Source organism: Luteibacter pinisoli (genome assembly GCF_006385595.1).
In the GTDB taxonomy this organism is placed as follows: domain Bacteria; phylum Pseudomonadota; class Gammaproteobacteria; order Xanthomonadales; family Rhodanobacteraceae; genus Luteibacter; species Luteibacter pinisoli.
On sequence record NZ_CP041046.1, the window covers coordinates 2,308,743 to 2,324,668 of the forward strand.

At 67.0% G+C, this 15,926-nt stretch carries 22 protein-coding genes; 9 read left to right on the forward strand and 13 right to left on the reverse strand.

The features are described 5' to 3' along the window. Positions 1 to 16: 16 nt before the first annotated feature. Genes FIV34_RS10480 through FIV34_RS10490 form a run of 3 tightly spaced genes read right to left on the reverse strand, consistent with a single transcriptional unit; the run spans position 17 to position 2,988 of the window. Positions 17 to 817: an amidohydrolase gene (locus tag FIV34_RS10480; RefSeq protein WP_139982466.1), complete on the reverse strand. Its 801-nt coding sequence runs from the start codon at positions 815 to 817 to the stop codon at positions 17 to 19. After that, positions 805 to 1,950 (reverse strand): pyridoxal phosphate-dependent aminotransferase, encoded by a 1,146-nt coding sequence (locus FIV34_RS10485; RefSeq protein WP_139982468.1) that lies wholly within the window; start codon positions 1,948 to 1,950, stop codon positions 805 to 807. The genes FIV34_RS10480 and FIV34_RS10485 overlap by 13 nt, the downstream gene beginning before the upstream one ends. A gap of 9 nt (positions 1,951 to 1,959) precedes the next feature. Continuing rightward, complete coding sequence (locus FIV34_RS10490) at positions 1,960 to 2,988, reverse strand: LysR substrate-binding domain-containing protein (RefSeq protein WP_139982470.1); 1,029 nt, start codon at positions 2,986 to 2,988, stop codon at positions 1,960 to 1,962. Positions 2,989 to 3,117: 129 nt separating this feature from the next. On the opposite strand from FIV34_RS10490, the gene FIV34_RS10495 reads away from it, so the two are divergent. After that, positions 3,118 to 3,699 carry an FMN-dependent NADH-azoreductase gene (locus tag FIV34_RS10495; RefSeq protein WP_139982472.1) on the forward strand — a complete coding sequence of 194 codons (582 nt, stop codon included), beginning with the start codon at positions 3,118 to 3,120 and terminating at the stop codon, positions 3,697 to 3,699. Between the two features lie 90 nt (positions 3,700 to 3,789). Here FIV34_RS10495 and FIV34_RS20945 read toward each other — a convergent pair whose 3' ends face one another. From FIV34_RS20945 to FIV34_RS10520, 7 genes are all read right to left on the reverse strand, one after another. Then, the gene (locus FIV34_RS20945; protein WP_170207574.1) at positions 3,790 to 3,936 is read right to left on the reverse strand and encodes a hypothetical protein; all 147 of its coding nucleotides are present in this window, start codon (positions 3,934 to 3,936) and stop codon (positions 3,790 to 3,792) included. 19 nt (positions 3,937 to 3,955) lie between these two features. After that, positions 3,956 to 4,114 (reverse strand): hypothetical protein, encoded by a 159-nt coding sequence (locus FIV34_RS20950; protein ID WP_170207575.1) that lies wholly within the window; start codon positions 4,112 to 4,114, stop codon positions 3,956 to 3,958. A gap of 51 nt (positions 4,115 to 4,165) precedes the next feature. Continuing rightward, the gene (locus FIV34_RS10500) at positions 4,166 to 5,053 is read right to left on the reverse strand and encodes a ribonuclease H-like domain-containing protein (RefSeq protein ID WP_246058595.1); all 888 of its coding nucleotides are present in this window, start codon (positions 5,051 to 5,053) and stop codon (positions 4,166 to 4,168) included. After that, the gene (locus FIV34_RS10505) at positions 5,050 to 7,467 is read right to left on the reverse strand and encodes a DEAD/DEAH box helicase (protein ID WP_139982474.1); all 2,418 of its coding nucleotides are present in this window, start codon (positions 7,465 to 7,467) and stop codon (positions 5,050 to 5,052) included. The genes FIV34_RS10500 and FIV34_RS10505 overlap by 4 nt, the downstream gene beginning before the upstream one ends. Positions 7,468 to 7,540: 73 nt before the next feature. After that, positions 7,541 to 7,774: a hypothetical protein gene (locus FIV34_RS10510; RefSeq protein ID WP_139982476.1), complete on the reverse strand. Its 234-nt coding sequence runs from the start codon at positions 7,772 to 7,774 to the stop codon at positions 7,541 to 7,543. A 104-nt stretch (positions 7,775 to 7,878) separates the two neighbouring features. Further along, on the reverse strand, positions 7,879 to 8,115 hold the full coding sequence (locus tag FIV34_RS10515; protein ID WP_139982478.1) for a hypothetical protein: 237 nt from the start codon (positions 8,113 to 8,115) through the stop codon (positions 7,879 to 7,881). An 88-nt stretch (positions 8,116 to 8,203) separates the two neighbouring features. Beyond that, positions 8,204 to 8,617, reverse strand: a complete 414-nt coding sequence (locus FIV34_RS10520; RefSeq protein ID WP_139982480.1) for a hypothetical protein — start codon at positions 8,615 to 8,617, stop codon at positions 8,204 to 8,206. A gap of 66 nt (positions 8,618 to 8,683) precedes the next feature. Between FIV34_RS10520 and FIV34_RS10525 the strand changes: the two genes are divergently transcribed. Beyond that, positions 8,684 to 9,154, forward strand: a complete 471-nt coding sequence (locus tag FIV34_RS10525; RefSeq protein ID WP_139982482.1) for a hypothetical protein — start codon at positions 8,684 to 8,686, stop codon at positions 9,152 to 9,154. A gap of 101 nt (positions 9,155 to 9,255) precedes the next feature. Next, positions 9,256 to 9,576: a DNA-binding transcriptional response regulator gene (locus FIV34_RS10530; protein WP_211352623.1), complete on the forward strand. Its 321-nt coding sequence runs from the start codon at positions 9,256 to 9,258 to the stop codon at positions 9,574 to 9,576. Positions 9,577 to 9,582: 6 nt separating this feature from the next. Here FIV34_RS10530 and FIV34_RS10535 read toward each other — a convergent pair whose 3' ends face one another. Continuing rightward, positions 9,583 to 9,810, reverse strand: a complete 228-nt coding sequence (locus FIV34_RS10535; protein ID WP_139982486.1) for a hypothetical protein — start codon at positions 9,808 to 9,810, stop codon at positions 9,583 to 9,585. A gap of 93 nt (positions 9,811 to 9,903) precedes the next feature. On the opposite strand from FIV34_RS10535, the gene FIV34_RS10540 reads away from it, so the two are divergent. Further along, positions 9,904 to 10,626 (forward strand): SOS response-associated peptidase, encoded by a 723-nt coding sequence (locus FIV34_RS10540; protein WP_139982488.1) that lies wholly within the window; start codon positions 9,904 to 9,906, stop codon positions 10,624 to 10,626. Here the strand turns inward: FIV34_RS10540 and FIV34_RS10545 are convergent. Together FIV34_RS10545 and FIV34_RS10550 are read right to left on the reverse strand one after the other, a co-directional pair. Beyond that, positions 10,623 to 10,958 (reverse strand): hypothetical protein, encoded by a 336-nt coding sequence (locus FIV34_RS10545; RefSeq protein WP_139982490.1) that lies wholly within the window; start codon positions 10,956 to 10,958, stop codon positions 10,623 to 10,625. The genes FIV34_RS10540 and FIV34_RS10545 overlap by 4 nt on opposite strands. A 53-nt stretch (positions 10,959 to 11,011) precedes the next feature. Further along, on the reverse strand, positions 11,012 to 11,734 hold the full coding sequence (locus tag FIV34_RS10550; protein WP_139982492.1) for a murein L,D-transpeptidase catalytic domain family protein: 723 nt from the start codon (positions 11,732 to 11,734) through the stop codon (positions 11,012 to 11,014). Positions 11,735 to 11,873: 139 nt separating this feature from the next. Between FIV34_RS10550 and FIV34_RS10555 the strand changes: the two genes are divergently transcribed. The 5 genes from FIV34_RS10555 (at position 11,874) to FIV34_RS10575 (ending at position 15,896) form a co-directional block, all read left to right on the forward strand. Continuing rightward, positions 11,874 to 13,604 (forward strand): L,D-transpeptidase family protein, encoded by a 1,731-nt coding sequence (locus tag FIV34_RS10555; RefSeq protein WP_139982494.1) that lies wholly within the window; start codon positions 11,874 to 11,876, stop codon positions 13,602 to 13,604. 49 nt (positions 13,605 to 13,653) lie between these two features. Further along, on the forward strand, positions 13,654 to 14,385 hold the full coding sequence (locus FIV34_RS10560) for a 2OG-Fe dioxygenase family protein (RefSeq protein WP_139982496.1): 732 nt from the start codon (positions 13,654 to 13,656) through the stop codon (positions 14,383 to 14,385). A gap of 162 nt (positions 14,386 to 14,547) precedes the next feature. Then, the gene (locus FIV34_RS10565) at positions 14,548 to 14,877 is read left to right on the forward strand and encodes a BON domain-containing protein (protein WP_139982497.1); all 330 of its coding nucleotides are present in this window, start codon (positions 14,548 to 14,550) and stop codon (positions 14,875 to 14,877) included. Positions 14,878 to 14,894: 17 nt separating this feature from the next. Then, a complete protein-coding gene (locus FIV34_RS10570; protein WP_139982499.1) occupies positions 14,895 to 15,416 on the forward strand; it encodes a hypothetical protein in 522 nt (173 codons plus the stop codon). Positions 15,417 to 15,548: 132 nt separating this feature from the next. Then, on the forward strand, positions 15,549 to 15,896 hold the full coding sequence (locus FIV34_RS10575) for a 2-hydroxyacyl-CoA dehydratase (protein WP_139982501.1): 348 nt from the start codon (positions 15,549 to 15,551) through the stop codon (positions 15,894 to 15,896). Positions 15,897 to 15,926: the final 30 nt, after the last annotated feature.

Sequence of the window (15,926 nt, forward strand, 5' to 3'; positions counted from 1 at the left end):
GGGCGGGACGGCGGCATCAGTCGTCGTGCAGGGAGAAGCGGTCGGCGTCCATCCAGGCGGGGAAGCGTTCGCGGTGGGCCAGCAGCGGGGCCGGATCGATGGCGATGGTCACTACCTGCTCCTGCGCGCCGAGCTCCACGAGGGCTTCGCCGACCGGATCGATCACGGCGCTGTCGCCCGCGTACGGGTGGTCGTTACCGTCCACGCCCACGCGGTTGACGCCAATCGTGTACGCCAGGTTCTCGATAGAACGGGCACGCAGCAGCGTGCGCCACGGCCCACGGCGCGGCGACGGCCAGTTCGCAACGAACAGCGACAGGTCGTAATCCATGCCGCCCTCAGCCGCTTCGTTGCGGCCATTGCGCAGCCACACCGGGAAGCGCAGGTCGTAGCAGACCTGCGGCAGGATCCGCCAACCCTTCAGCTCGACGATCAGCCGCTCGCGGCCGCCGCCGTAGCGGGTGTGCTCGCCGGCCATGCGGAACAGGTGGCGCTTGTCGTAGTACGCGAGGTCGCCATTCGGCGACGCCCAGACCAGGCGGTTGTAGACGGTCTCGCCTTCGCGGATCACCAGGCTGCCGGTGATCGTCGCGTCCACTTCCCTGGCCAGCGCACGCACCCAGGCCACGCCCTCGCCATCCATGGTCTCCGCGTTGCCCAGCGTGTCGTTGGTGAAGCCGGAGAGGAAGGTCTCCGGCAGCACGATGAGGTCGCTCCTGGGCGCCCCGCGCACAAGGCGGCCGTAGTACTCGCGATTCGCCGGCGCGTCGTGCCAGCGCGTGGCGCCCTGCACCAGGGTGACGGTCAGAGCTTGCACAGGAGCTCCGCGGCGGCTTCCATGGTGGCGTCGTTCTTGGCGAAGCACAGGCGCACCAGGCGGGTGTCCGGCGCGGTCTCGTAAAACGGGCTGAGCGGAATGGCGGCCACGCCACCCTCGCGCACCAGCCACTCGCTGAAATTGATGTCGTCCACGTCGCGGATCGCACTGTAATCCACCAGCTGGAAGTAGCCGCCCGGTACGTCGAGCAGCTTCAGGCGCGACGGGGCCAGCAACTCACGGAAGCGGTCGCGCTTGGCCTGGTAGAAGGCGGGCAGCTCGAGGTAATGCTCGGGCGTGGATTCAAGGAATTCGGCGAAGGCCCATTGCGCGGGATTGAACGTGCAGAACGTCAGGTACTGGTGCACCTTGCGGAACTCGGCCGTCAGCGCCTTGGGCGCGACCGCGTAGCCCACCTTCCAGCCCGTGCAGTGGTAGGTCTTGCCGAACGACGACACGACGATGCTGCGCGCCGCCAGCTCCTCGTGGCGCAGCACGCTCTGGTGCTCGGCGCCGTCGAACACGATGTGCTCATAGACTTCGTCGGACAGCACGATGATCGGCGTATCACGGACGATCGCGGCCAGTTCGTCCAGGTCGGCACGCGACAGCACGGCGCCCGACGGGTTGTGCGGCGAGTTCACCAGGATCATCCGCGTCTTCGGCGTGATCGCCTCGCGCACGCGCTGCCAGTCGATGCCGAACGAGGGCAGCTCCAGCGGGATGTGCACCGCGGTGGCGCCCTGCAGTTCAATGGCCGGCTCGTAGCTGTCGTAGCACGGGTCGAACACGATGACTTCGTCACCGGCGCGGACCACGGCGGCGATGGCCGAGAACAGCGCCTCGGTGGCACCGGAGGTCACCGTCACCTCGGTATCCGGGCTCACCCGGTGGCCGTAGAGGCGCTCGGTCTTCAGCGCGATCTGCTCACGCAGTTTCGCGATGCCGACGCCGGGGGCGTACTGGTTCTTGCCCTCGGCCATGGCCCGGGTGATCGCCTCGCGCAGCGGCTCCGGCGGCTCGAAGTCCGGGAAACCCTGGCCGAGGTTCACGGCCTTGTGCTCCAGCGCAAGCTGGCTCATGACGCTGAAAATGGTCGTACCGACCTTGGGAAGCTTGGTTTCGATCTGCATCGAACGCCCTTATTCGTTTGGACGGCCAAACGCCGCCGTATCTTCCGATCCTAACATGCGGCGCATGGCGATCGCCCCCCTGCTGCCCGGGTCCGCCGCCACCTTCTCGCAATCCTTGTGGAATTCCGCCTGGGCCTTGGGCAGGCGCTCGGCCAGGAAGTCCACGAAGCTGCGCACGGCCGGGAGCAGCCCGCGGCGGCTCGGGTACACGAAATGCAGCGTGCCCTGGGCGGTGGTGTACTCGGGCAGCACCCACTCCAGCTGCTTGGTGGAGAGCATGGGCGCGCAGTAATCCTCCGGCAGCAGGGCCACGCCACAGCACTGCACGGCGGCGGCGATGAGCACGGTGAAGTCGCCGCTCACCAGCCGCGGCTTGACCTCCACCGCGGCCTTCTTACCGGCGCTGTCGACCAGCTCCCAGACCTGGGCGCCTTCGTGCTCGTACATGCTGAGCGCCGGCAGCTGGGCCAGTTCCTCCAGCGTTTTCGGCCGGCCGTGGCTATCCAGGAACTTCGGGCTGGCCACCAGCAGGCTGCGCGCGTAGCCGATGCTGCGCAGGACCAGGGTAGCGTCCGTATCCAGCTTCTCGCGGACGCGCACGGCCACGTCGTAGCCCTCGCCGATCAGGTCCACCCGGCGATTGGTCGCGGTGAGGCGCACCTGCACCTTGGGGTGCTCGAGCAGGAAGGCCGGCAGCATGGGGCCGACGATGTTCTGGGCGATCGAGATGGGGCAGCTGATCCGGACCACGCCCCGGGGCTCGGTGCGCAGCTCGTCCACGGCGTCTTGGGCCGCCTTGGCCTCTTCCAGCACCGCCCGGCAGTGCTGGTAGAAGCGCTCGCCAATCTCGGTGACCACGAATCGGCGGGTGGTTCGCTGCAGCAGGCGCACGCCGAGGCGGTCTTCCAGCTGGGCAATCCGCTTGGAAAGACGCGATTTGGGGATGCCCAGGGCCCGCCCTGCGGCGGAAAAGCCCCCGTGTTCGACCACGGAGGCAAAGAAATAGAGGTCGTTCAGGTCCTGCAGGGCGCCTTCCATCACGGCATGCCTCGGTTGTTTCCTAATCAGAACAATCAGTCTACTCCATGCCGACTAATCAATTGATTGTCCGAGGCGTACCTTTTCTCCATTCCCGCTAGCGGCGGGACCAACGAACGAGGATCCGCCATGAAACTCCTGCACATCGACGCCAGCGCCCTGGGCGCCCATTCCGTCTCGCGCGGCCTGACCCAGGCCATCGTTTCCGAGTTCGTCAGCCACCACCCGGGCACCGAGGTCACCTACCGTGACCTGCACGCCGCCCCGCTCGCCCACTGGGGCCTGCCGGCCGGTGAGAACGACCCGAATGCCGCGGAAGCGGAAAAGGTGATGGAAGAGTTCCTGGCTGCCGACGTCGTCGTCATTGGCGCCCCGATGTACAACTTCAGCATCACCAGCTCGCTGAAGGCCTGGATCGACCGCATCGCCGTCGCCGGCAAGACCTTCAGCTACACGGCGAATGGCCCGCAGGGCCTGGCCGGTGGCAAGCGCGTCATCGTGGCCTCGAGCCGCGGCGGCATCTACAGCGCTGGCCCGGCCGCGGGCATGGACTTCCAGGAGCCCTACCTGCGTGCGGTGTTCGGTTTCCTCGGCGTCACCGACATCGAGTTCGTCCGCGCCGAAGGCGTGGCCATGGGTGATGAGCACAAGGCCCAGGCCCTCGAGACGGCCACCGCCGGCATCGGCGGCCTCCTCCGCAAGGCCGCGTAACACCAAGCAAAAACGTCGCGCCCAGGTCGCTCCTCGTTGGAGCGCACCCTGTGCGCGACGCCGTTCGCGAAACCCCTCCAGGGCTGCGCCTCAGCTCCCCTGCTTCCCCGGCTTCTCCTTAGGCATGTTCTGGTGCTCCTTAGGATGCCCCTCGCCCGGAATATGCTCCTTACCGGTGCGCGGTTTCGGGTTCTCCTCCTTGTAGCCCGGCGTCTGCTGCTTACCGTCGTTGGTCATGGCGCTGTCTCCTCGTGCTTCAGTGCCGCTGCTGGCAGGCGGCATGGCCGCACTCGCACGCGCCACCGACATTCTGTTCTTCCGCCGCCATGCGGCACGCTTCGCTGCAGTACTCGCGCGATACCGGTACCTGGCAGCCGCAGCCCACGTGATCGCAAGGCTTCGTCGCTTCGTTCATCGCCTGGTCTCCTGGACGATAAGGCATCCCGCAGCGTGCTCGGAGCCACGTCTATTTTTCGTCACCGGCCAGCGAAAGGGCCTGCGCATCACGCGCCGCCCAGCCGTGGGCATCCACCAGCAATCCACTCAGGCTGCGCACGTCCTGCAGGTTGTGTTCAGCCACGCGGACCAGATCCGTGGATGAGCCGCCACGCAGGTAGGTGAGCCATGCCCGCGGCGCCTCGGATCCGGGAAGGTCATCCTCGCGGACGATCTGCAGCAACTTGCGCTCGGCCGTCTGCATCCTGCAGTTCTCCCACACCGCCTTGTAGCGACGGCGCATGGGGTGCAGCAGGTCGACGTGGGTAAGCCCGGTGAGCGGATTGGCCAGCCGGGCAAGCCGGTAGCGCGTGGAGAGGAGCGGCGCGTCATACGACTTGCCGTTGTAGCTCACGAGCACCGTATCGGCATGGATCCAGCGGGAAAACTCACTGAGCATCGCCGTTTCCGCGGCCATGCTGGTGAGATAGAGCTGGCGTACGCGCAGGCGCCCGCCGAACCAGTCCGCTGCGCCGATCATGAAGGCACGCGTGCCGGTACCACCGGCGAGGCCCGTGGTTTCCGTATCAAAGTGCAGCAGGTGTTCGCGTCGCGCGGTCGTCAGGCGGGCAAAGCTGAGGTCAAACTCGTCCGGCGGCTCGGGCCAGGCACTGTGGTGTTCCAGGTAACGCAGACCGGGAGCGAGTTCATCACCGGGAACCTCGCGGGTGACGGGCCGCGAGGGTATGGCGCGGACCAGCCCCAGGCTTACACGATCGCGCACGCCGGCCATGCGGCGGAGCGCGTCCAGATCCACCGAAGTCGCCCTCGCGGGCGCCTGTACCGCGCGCGTCGCCGCGCCCATGGCCGCACCGGCCTGCTTGCGCAGGGCAGCCAGCTTCGCGGCAAGATCACTCACGCCTGCGCTCCAAACAGCTGGAGCACCTTGGCGGCAAGCGCCTTCGGCGTGATGTCGCGGTGTTCATCGGCCGACAGCACCGGCCCGACGCAGGCGGGGCAACCCGCCTTGCACTCGCATCCCTCGACCGTGGCCAGGGCATGGCGCACCAGTTCCGGCGCGCGGCGGAACAAGGGCTCGCTCAGGCCCACGCCACCCGGGAAGTTGTCGTAAAGGTAGACGGTGGGCAGGAAGCGCTCGAACGCATCCGGCAGCGCCAGCTCGCCATCCGGCGCGCGGATCTGCCCCCGCCCGCCGGCATCTACCTGCGCCGACCAGCCGCCGTCGCCCGAACCGACCGCCTTCTGCAGGTCGCGTGGCTCGGCCATCACGGCGACAATTGCCGCCGTGTGCAAGGCATACGCCGCGCCCAGGAAGCCATCCAGCGCGTGCTGCCGCGAACGGAACACGTCATCGAGCACGCCTTGCGGCAGCTGCCACCACACGGCCGTGGAATGCAGTTCCTGGTCTGGCAGGTTCACCGGCCCGTAGCCGATGTTCTCGTGGGTGTAGTAGCGGATTTTCTTGTAGCCGGACACGCGGCGCACCACGTGAACCTCCCCGTGCCGCGACGTGCCCTCACCCGCACCGGCGTCGTCGAAACACTCCAGCTCCTTGAGCTTCGTGTAGTCGATGGCATCCGTGTAGTAGTCGACATGCGTGCGCGTGCAGTACGCCTTGCGCCCCTCCCAATCCAGCCGTTCCACCTGGTAGGGGACGCTCTGGATCATATGGATGGCGCCTTCGTACAGGGTCAGCGCCGCCGCCGAGTAGTCCACCTCGGCGATGATCCGCTGCCGGCCTTCCGTGCGATCGACGACGACGAAGTTGCCGTCGGCCACCGAGCGCAGGCTCACCGCGTTGGCCGGATAGCTGTCGGCAATCCACTCCCAGCGTTCACCCTCGCGATGCAATACCTCGGACTCCTGCAACACCTGCAGGTAAGGCTCGGCGTCGTTCGGGCCGAACGGGTCGCCGCTGATGAAGGGCAGCTCAAACGCGGCGCAGCGGATATGGTCGAGCAGGATCAGCGGCTGGTCCGGCTGGATCCGCGCATGCTCGGGGCTGGCCTCGGTGAGGAAGGCCGGATGCCTCATGAGGTACTGGTCCAGCGGTGCACTGGTGGCCACCAGTACCCCCAGCGACGGCTGCTGGCGGCGCCCGGCACGGCCGAAGCGCTGCCAGGTCGCGGCGATCGAACCCGGGTAGCCATTGAGCACCACCGCATCCAGGCTGCCGATATCCACGCCCAGCTCCAGCGCGGAGGTGGAGACGATGCCATCCACGTTGCCCGCGCGCATCTCGCGCTCCACCTCGCGGCGCTCGGTAGGCAGGTAGCCACCGCGATAAGCGCGGATCCGCGGCGCCTTGCGCACGTCATGGTCGAACACGTCTTTCAGGTACTTCGTCAGCACCTCGACCATCAGCCGCGACTGCGCGAACACCAGCGTCTTCATCTTCGCCTTGATCGCCACCCGGGCAATCAGGTTGGTCTGCGATCGCGCCGAAGCGCGCAGGCCAAGGTCGGGATTGACCACCGGCGGATTCCACAGCAAGACATGTTTGTCACCGCTGGGCGCGCCACTTTCCAGCACCGAGAGCACCTCGTCCTCGATCAGCGCCTGGGCATGCTCACGGGCGTTGCCGATGGTGGCCGAGCACAACACGAACTGCGGGCGCACGCCGTAGAACGCGCAGATGCGTTTCAGCCGGCGCAACACGTTGGCCAGGTGCGAGCCGAACACGCCGCGATAGCTGTGGATCTCGTCGATCACGACGTAGCGCAGGTTCTCGAAAAACTGCGCCCACTTCGTGTGGTGCGGCAGGATCGCCTGGTGCAGCATGTCCGGGTTGCTCACCACCACGTCGCCATGCAGGCGGATGGCCTGGCGGGCATCGCCCGGCGTGTCGCCATCGAAGGTGAACGCCTTCACGCCCAGGTCCCCTGCCCGGTTCAGTTCCAGCAGCTCGGACACCTGGTCCTGCGCCAGCGCCTTGGTCGGGAACAGGTACAGGGCCTTGGCCCCGGATTCCAGGACGGAGGCGACCACCGGGAGCGTGTAGCAAAGCGTCTTGCCCGAGGCGGTGGGCGTGGCGACCAGGACGTTGCGACCCGCACGCGCGCCATCCCAGGCCTCCTGCTGGTGCGAGTAGAGCCGGTCGATGCCGCGGGCGGACAGCGCGCGGGCCAGCGGTGCCGGCAGGTCCGCCGGCAACGGCACGAAGCGCCCCTCGCGGCCGAACACGGTGAAGGCCGAGGCGACGCGATCGCTGTACTTGTCGGTCAGGCGGTGGGCCAGCGTCCGGCCGTCGTGGAGGTTGGCGAGGACGGCGTCGGCCTCGTCGGTGCGCTTTGCTTGCAGGTAGGCGGCCATGGCGGGTCGACGACGAGGGATGGGGTCCGTTTATCCCCCGCCCCTGTCTCAGATCCTGCGACGGCGTCGCCGCTTAGCGTGCGGAAGCCTCGCTGGAGGCGGCATCGAGGCGCCAGTTGCCGTTTTCGTCCTCGATCTTCAGCTCCGCCTCGTTGCCCGGCAGGGCTCGGAACGCGCCCACCATGAGGTGCGCATGGGTCAGGGCCTCATCGCGCGTGGCGAACTGCCCGGCAAGGTCGGCATTGCGGCGGACGATCCACTGCCCGCGGGGCGAGGCGTTGTACGGGAGGTAGAAGATAATCCGCACCAGGGGAGCGCTCCGCCATGGGAAGGCACGCTGCCCTCCATGGCTGGACCGTAGGTGCGGGATCGTCGCGGAGGCGTTACGGCGAGGTGCCCGCCGTGGTCACGTCAGCCCGAGTAGGCGTTGCGGGCCGCCGCGAGCCATCCGGCGTGCTGGCAACCCTTTTCCATCGCGGCATCCACCGCGGCGCGCTCATCGAGGAATTCGTCCAGTAGCGTGATCATGACGAAGTCACGCGGGCCGGCATGCGCCAGCTCGACGATGTACGCCGACTTCCACAAGCCCGTGGCATTGCGGAGGGTGCGTACCTCGACACAGTACTGGCCCACGATGCGCCGATGCATGTTACGGCTCTCCGGGCTGGCGGCGTGATGCGGTCATGGCCCGATTTTTGCGCCTTCACGCCGCCAATGACAAGGATTTTCTGAAAGGTCAGGCCTTCGGCGGCGGAGGGGGCGCCGCGGCCGTCAGCCCGACGCCGCTGGCGGGGATCGAAAAGGTCTTGGTTTCGCCCTGGCCCACGGTGGCATCCGCGTCGACGCGGTCGCTGCTGCAGGCACCATGCGGCATCACGGTGAGCTTGCGGCTGCCCGAGGGGACATGCAGCACCAGCTGCTGGCCGATCTCCATGTCCGCGACCACCTTGTCATCGACATACACGGCGCTCGAGCAGCCGGCGCCCCACAGGCCCTGGTCGCGGACGACGGTCAGCGTGGCGTCGCCATCGGTGGCGTTCTGGTAGGCGAAGGTGGTGCTCGACAGGACATCGTGGATGCCGACGTGGCGTTCGTTCTGGGTGGCGCAGCCGGCAAGCAGGGTCAGGCCGGCGATGGCGAGGTAGCGCATGGCTTGGAACTCCGTGGGGGACCTGGCAAGCATTCTTTCGCACATGTGCAACGCCGGTGAAGTGCCATGACGCAGCCTGCACGCTTCGGACCCAACAATGCGGCCCCGCCACGCACCCAGGAAGACGCCCCCATGGCCAGCCGCGACTGGATCGACATCGAATCGTTCGAGGCCGTGGACGACATCGGCCAGTTCGATCGCCCCGATATTCCCCGTGTCGAAGCCGTACTGACAGGCGCGCCCGAGCGCGAATGGCAACAGGTGTTTACCGTACGCGCCCGCGCCCTGGAGCAGACCCAGCCCGGCATGCGCCTGGAAATCCTGGCCGACCGCCTCGGCTTCCACACCCGGGCCGCCAACCTGGAGGCGACCTGCCGCCTGGTGAACGACGCCGTGCAGGGCACGAACCACGACTACGCTGCGCAGCGGGCCGCTGAGGAAAAACGCATTGCCGACCGTGATCAGGAAGTTCGCGACCTGGCCGCGCAGGTGAAGGCGATCAATGCCGACTGGCCGCCGGAAGAAGCCACGGAATAACCTGCGCAAAGTCCGTGATTCAGCTCTACACTGCACCCATGAGCAGCCGCCCCGACGCCCTTGTTTTTGACCGCGCAAGCATGGTGGCGGAGACGGTTGCCATGGTCCTGGACGACGCCGGGTATGCCGCCCGCGCCACCGTGACCTACCGGGACGCGAAGCGGGCCTACCAGAACATGCCGGACCTGGCGGTGCTTGTGATCCACGCGGATACCCCGGGCGAGCGCCGGGGCACGAGCATCATCCAGGCCGTGCTGCGCGAGCGGCCGGAAACGGCCGTGGTCGTGGTGTCCAGCCGGCTGCCGCAGGACCTGGCGCCCTTCCCGCGGCACGCCGTGTTCCTCGAAAAGCCGTTCGACCGCTCGCAGCTCCTCGCCGCGATCGACCGCGCCCGCGAGCCTGACGCCTCGTCCGCCGGCTAGATCCGGCTAGCGGTCCAGCCGCGCCAGCGATTCCCGCGCCATCCGCCAGCCTTCGGACATGGCCATCTTTTGCGAGTCGTATGACACCCCGCCACTGTCGCTGGTGTCGATGATCGTGGTCCCGTCGCGGGCAAATACCCGGTAGTCCCAGGTGAAACGAGGGACGTCATGGGCGCTGCTGTCGCGCAGGCACTCGACGTCGATGCGGGATTCTTCGTCCAGGTCATGGCCCATGGCACGCTCCGGCAGCTCTCGGGAGGTTGAGTGCAGCAATGTGCGTATAAAGGCAGCGCGAACGCTACAGAAAAAAAGCGTAGCCTCGGAGGCATGTGCGGACGCTACGCCACCTACGGACCGGCCAGCCTCTCGCGGGAAGCCCGCGACGTGCTCGAGCGCCTGGAGCTGGACCTCTCCAGCGAGATCAACCAGCGCGACGACCACTTCAATATCGCCCCGACCCAGCGGGCCCTGGTGGTGACAGGCGGCGAGGAAGGCCATGCCCACGTGGGCCTGCATCGCTGGGGCCTGGTGCCCTCATGGGCGAAGGACACCTCGATCGGTACGCGGCTGATCAACGCCCGGCGTGAAGGCCTTGCCGAAAAGCCAGCCTTCCGCTCGGCCGTGAAGAAGCGCCGCTGTCTTGTCCCGGCGTCCGGCTATTTCGAATGGCAGGGCGAGAAAGGCAGCAAGCAGCCGTTCTTCATCCGGCCACCGGACGGCAGCCTGCTGCTGTTCGCCGGCTTATGGGAGGTGTGGCGTGGGGAGGATGGCGAGCCGCTGCGCAGCTACACCATCATTACCGGCGAGCCGGGCAAGGTGGGCGGCGATATCCATGACCGCCAGCCGGTGATCCTCGCGCCTGACGCCTGGGAGGACTGGCTGTTCGCACCCGCCGACGTCGCGCTGCCGCTGCTGGAAGCGGCGAACGAGCCCGAGCTGGTCTATTACCCGGTACCCAGGGCCGTGGGCTCGCCGAAGAACAACGCGCCCGAGCTGGTCGAACCCCTGGACGGCGCGGTGCCGTCGCAGGGGATCAAGGCGAACGATTAGAGGCAGGAAATCGCTTCGTCGCGGAAGCGGCCGTCGTAGTCGCCCTTGCCCTTCTGCATTTCGAACATCACGACCTGGGCGCCCGAGGCGTTGGCCGTGACTTCCAGGCGCTCATGCTTGCCATCGTCGTTGGACGTGACCACGCCCTTGTCGTCCTTCGCGTCGCCCTTCGCGTCCTTCGACAGCGCCTGCCACTTCGGCACCACGCACTGCACATAGGCCGGCACGTTCTTGCCGGTCTTGCTGCTGAGCTTGGGCAGGGTGTCTTTCATGCCGCTGGTGGCGCAGCCGGCCAGGAGGATGCAGCCGGCGATCGCAAGAACGTGTTTCATGCTCGATTCCACGGTGAGGTTCCCGGGATTCTAGCCGACACGGGCCGCGAGGATCAGATCCCCGCGCGCGCGGTGGCGTTGCCTTCAGCCTTGGCCAGCTGGTTGGCGTTGCATTTCAGGTAGCCGGACGACGCCAGCCACTTCTGGTCCGGGTAGTACGAGAACACCATCTGCCCGCCCTTCAGCGCATCGATCAGCTTGTGGGCAATGGCGGTACTCACCGCCGGGCAACCCCAGCTGCGGCCAATGCGGCCCGCGGCATGCGCCATGGCTTCACTGACATACGCCGCCCCGTGGATGACGATAGCGCGCGCGAGTGCGTTGTTGTTCACGCCGGGCTCCAGGCCCGTCATGCGCAGCGAATAACCGTTCTTGCCCATGTACGTATCAGACGTGCGGAACAGGCCGATGCTCGAAGCCAGGCTGTTCGGGGCATTGGAGAACTTCGTGCTGCTGCCGTCACCGCTGTTCTTGCCGTGGGCCACGAGCTCCTGGAACAGCAGCTTGCGGTTCACCGTGTCGAACACCCACAGGCGCGGCTCGGACGACGGCTTCGAGTAATCGATGACCGCCAGGCGGTTGGACTGCGGCCCACCCTGGCTTTGCGCGCACTCCGAGGCCTGGACGGCGAGTCCAATCACCTTGGGGTCGGCGGAGGGGGCCAGTTTGGCCAGCGCGTCACCGAGGGAGTCGGCGGCATGCGCCTGGAGCGGGAGGAAGGCGACCGCACCGAGGAGCGGTGCGAACGCCAAAAGCGTACGTATCGTTCGAATCATCAGGCCAACCGGGGGATTACAGACTGCCCGATCCTAACGCGGTGATCATTTACTGACCACAACATCGTCACATCTGTGCCCTTCATATATGTGAAAAGCGTGAAGCAACCACCGCGCGAAACACTGGAAGCTATAGGCAATGACTATGGAAAAGCGGTTGCATGGCCTCCTGGCCGTCATCGTGCTGTTCTCGGCCCTGCCCTTGTGCGGCAAGGCCCAGACCCCCTCGGCCGCCGTCTCCGCCGCCAGCCCGCCGCCCATCCTTGCGCCAGCGCCGGGGTCATCCGCCGGCGGCGTCGTGCCGCAGCCCCCACCGCCGGATGACCCCGCCGCCCAGGCGGTCTATGGCCGGATCATGGCGCTGGCACCGCTCCAGGGCGGCCCGATTTCGCGCCAGCAGGCGGCCATCGGCCAGGCGCTGTCGGATTTCTACACCCAGCGGCATTACGCCCCGGCCTGGTCCGACAGCCATAACGTCGACCAATTATTCGCTGGCCTGGCGTCCCTCGATGGCGACGGCCTGCTGCCCCAGGACTACGGCCTGGACGCGCTGCGCCGGATCTGGGAAGCACCCGGGTATAAAGACGCTGGCGCCGCTGAACATGCCGATTTTGACCTGATGGCGACCCGCGCCTACATCACCGCGCTCGTCCAGCTGGCCCGTGGCAAGGTGGACCCGACGCGGCTGGACCCGGTGTGGAACATCGACCCGCTGGCGATCGACCCGCAGCAGGGCCTGGCCATGCTGGAGACCTCGATCGACGAACGCTCTGTGGACCAGGCCTTTGCCATGGCCCGTCCCCAGCATCCCCTGTACGCGAAGCTGCGCGATGGATTGGTGCAGTTGCGCGCGACGGCGGCGAATGGCGATTGGCCCACGGTGCCCGAGGGCGATTCCCTCAAACCGGGCATGAAGGATCCGCGGGTGAGCGCCCTGCGTGCACGGCTCGTCGCCGGCGGCTACCTCGACACGACGCTGGCGCATGGCCAGCACTACGACAACCCGGTCACCGATGCGGTGAAGCGCTTCCAGGCCGACAACAATCTCGACGTGGACGGTGCGGTGGGCGCGGATACGCTCGCTGCCCTGAACGTGCCGGTGGCCCAGCGCATCGGCCAGGTGCGCGCCAACCTCGAGCGTGCGCGCTGGCTGTTGCATGCCCTGCCCACCACCTTTGTCGTCGTGGATGTCGCCGGCTTCAAGGTCACCTTCTATCGCGACGGCAATCCTGTGTGGAAATCGCGCGTGCAGGTCGGCAAGCCGTATCGAAGCACGCCGATCTTCCGCTCGGATATCACCTACATCACCTTCAACCCCACGTGGACGGTGCCGCCCACGATCCTGAAAAACGACATGTTGCCCAAGGTGCGCGCCAACCCGGCGTACCTGGCCAACAACCGCATTCGCGTGCTGGACAGTGCGGGCAACACGCTTTCCCCTGCCAAGGTGAACTGGTCCAACCCGCGCGGCATCACGCTGCGGCAGGACGCCGGCCCCGGCAACTCGCTGGGCCAGGTGGTGATTCGCTTCCCGAACACCTTCTCGGTGTATCTGCACGATACGCCGCACCAGGAGCTTTTCTCGAAGGCCAAACGCGATACCAGTTCGGGGTGCATTCGCGTCGAGCACCCGCTGGACCTGGTCCAGTTGCTGTTCAACGACGAGGAAAAGTGGAATCGCGACGCGATCGACCAACGCATCGCCGCGGGCAAGACCCAGAACGTCACCCTGCCGACCAGCGTGCCGATCCTTCTGGCCTACTGGACGGTGGACGTCGATGACGACGGCCGCCTCGCCTACAAAAACGACATCTACGGCCGTGACGGGCCGCTGCTCAGCGCGCTGGACAAGCCCCAGCGCTTTCCGTAGCGCCGTTTTGCCGCGCTGCGGGCCCGCCCCCCGGGCGTATACTGCGCGGATGAACGCCCCCCTCGAAGCGACCGAAACCACCCTCCACGACCAGGTACACGACGAAGGCTTCGCCTTCGTACGCGGCGAGACGATGCGCGAACTGGTGGGCCATTCGGGGCCGCTCAAGGATTGGGAGGCCTTCGCCGCCAGCTGGAACGCCCTGGAACCGGACACGTATCTCGAAGCCACGGGCCGCTTCCGCCGCCGCCGGCACGCCATCTATGCCGCCGAGCGCTTCGGCCATGTCGAACCGCGCGCGCACCGCGCCCACTTCCAGACGCTGGCCTACAACACGCTGCAGGGCGACCTGGAGCGCTGGTTCGAACCCGTCCTGCCGGAAATCGCGAGCGGCCCGACCATGTCGAGCATCCTCGACTTCTGCCGTGACTTCTTCGGTGGCCTCTCGCCGGAGGTGCCGCGCTGGCATATCGAAGTGCACCAGTTCCGGATCGAGGCTACGGCGGGCGCGGCAGGCGAGCCGACGCCGGAAGGCAGCCACCGCGACGGCGTCGACTATGTGCTGGTACTGCTGGTCGATCGCGAGAATATCGCCAGCGGTACGACGACGATTCATTCGCCGGACGGGCGCGAGCTGGGTGAGTTCACCCTCACGCATGCGTTCGATGCCGCGCTGATCCACGATCCGCGCGTGTTCCACGGCGTCACGCCCGTCACGGCGCTGGATAGCGCGAAAGCGTCGCACCGCGACGTGCTGGTCGTCACCTTCCGCGCGGCCTGATCCAGTTAACCGGCAGACGGGGTAGTCGCCCCGCTCTGGACACCCGCTGCACCACTGGTTCACGCCCGCTGCGGCGTACTGGGCGCATCCCCCGTGCGGAGCGCCCCCATGTCCCTACACCGCTTTTCCTTACGTCCCGTGGCCGCTCTGCTGTGCCTCGCCATGGCAGCGGCACCCGCCTTTGCGCAGGACGCCAGCAAGGTCGACAACACCCAGATCAACAAGCGTGACCGCAGCGGTGACCATGGCACGCCCATCGATCAACCCAATGACGCGGCCAACATCAAGGTCGCCGCCGCCGTGCGCAAGGCCATCGTCGACGATGACAGCCTTTCGACGATGGCTCACAACGTCAAATTCATTGCGTCCAACGGCACGGTCACGCTGCGCGGGCCCGTGAAGGACGTCGCCGAGAAGGCCCGCGTGGAGCAGCTCGCCAAGGGCGTCGCCGGCGTGACCCAGGTCGACAACCAGCTCGATATCAAACACTGAACCCAGCGAGGCATGCCATGAAAGCGTCCGTCTATTGCACCACCCGCACCGTCGAGCAGGCCGAGCACATCGTGCTGGAGCTGAAGCAGGCTGGGTTCACCAGCGACGATATCTCGGCCCTGCTGCCTGACCGCCGTGGCACCCGCGACTTCGCGCATGAGCACCACACCAAGGCACCGGAGGGCGCCACCGCCGGTGGCGTCGTGGGTCTTGGCCTGGGCGCGGGCCTCGGCTGGCTTGCCGGCATCGGCGCGCTGGCGATTCCCGGCGTCGGCCCCTTCATTGCCGCTGGTCCGATCATGGCGGCGCTCGGCGGCGCCGCGGTCGGCACGGCGACGGGCGGCCTGATCGGTGCCCTGGTCGGCATGGGTATCCCCGAATTCGAGGCCAAGCGCTATGACGCCAAGGTACGCGAAGGCAGCATCCTGATTTCGGTGCACGTGGACGATGGCCACCAGCGCGACGTGGCGAAGGATGTCTTCAAGCGCAACAACGCCGATGACATCTCAACGGGCTCGGAAGCCCGCGTGCCTGGCTGATCGGCCGCTGATGCCGGATCGGCCCGACAGGCCGGTCCGGTGAGACGCCAGCGACGAAGCATGTCCCTCATTCTCAAATTTCCGACATCTGCCCGTGCGATAATCGACGCAACGTAGTGGCAGATTGATGTGATGAACTCGTCCGGTAAATACGACTTCAAGCAGTTCCAGGACGAACTCGCCGCACTCGAACGCCGACAGGCCGCCAACGCTCCCGCGCCGGCCGCGGCCCCTGCTCCGCCGCCCGCACCACCGCCGGAGAAGCGCAAGCCCGGCCGCCCGAAGGTCGTACGCGTCGATCCGCTGGCCGAGGCTCGCCAGGCCTTCGATGCGCTCCGGATCAGCTACAAGCTCAGCGTCGCCGACGTCGTGGCCTGGTTCCCCGAAGAAGAAGGCGTTGCCTACCTCCAGGCGCTCCTCGCGCAACCCGCCCCCAAGCGCCGCCGCAAGAAATCCGACGACCCCACCGCCCCTTTGTAGGAGCGCACCCTGTGCGTTTACGCCCTTCAG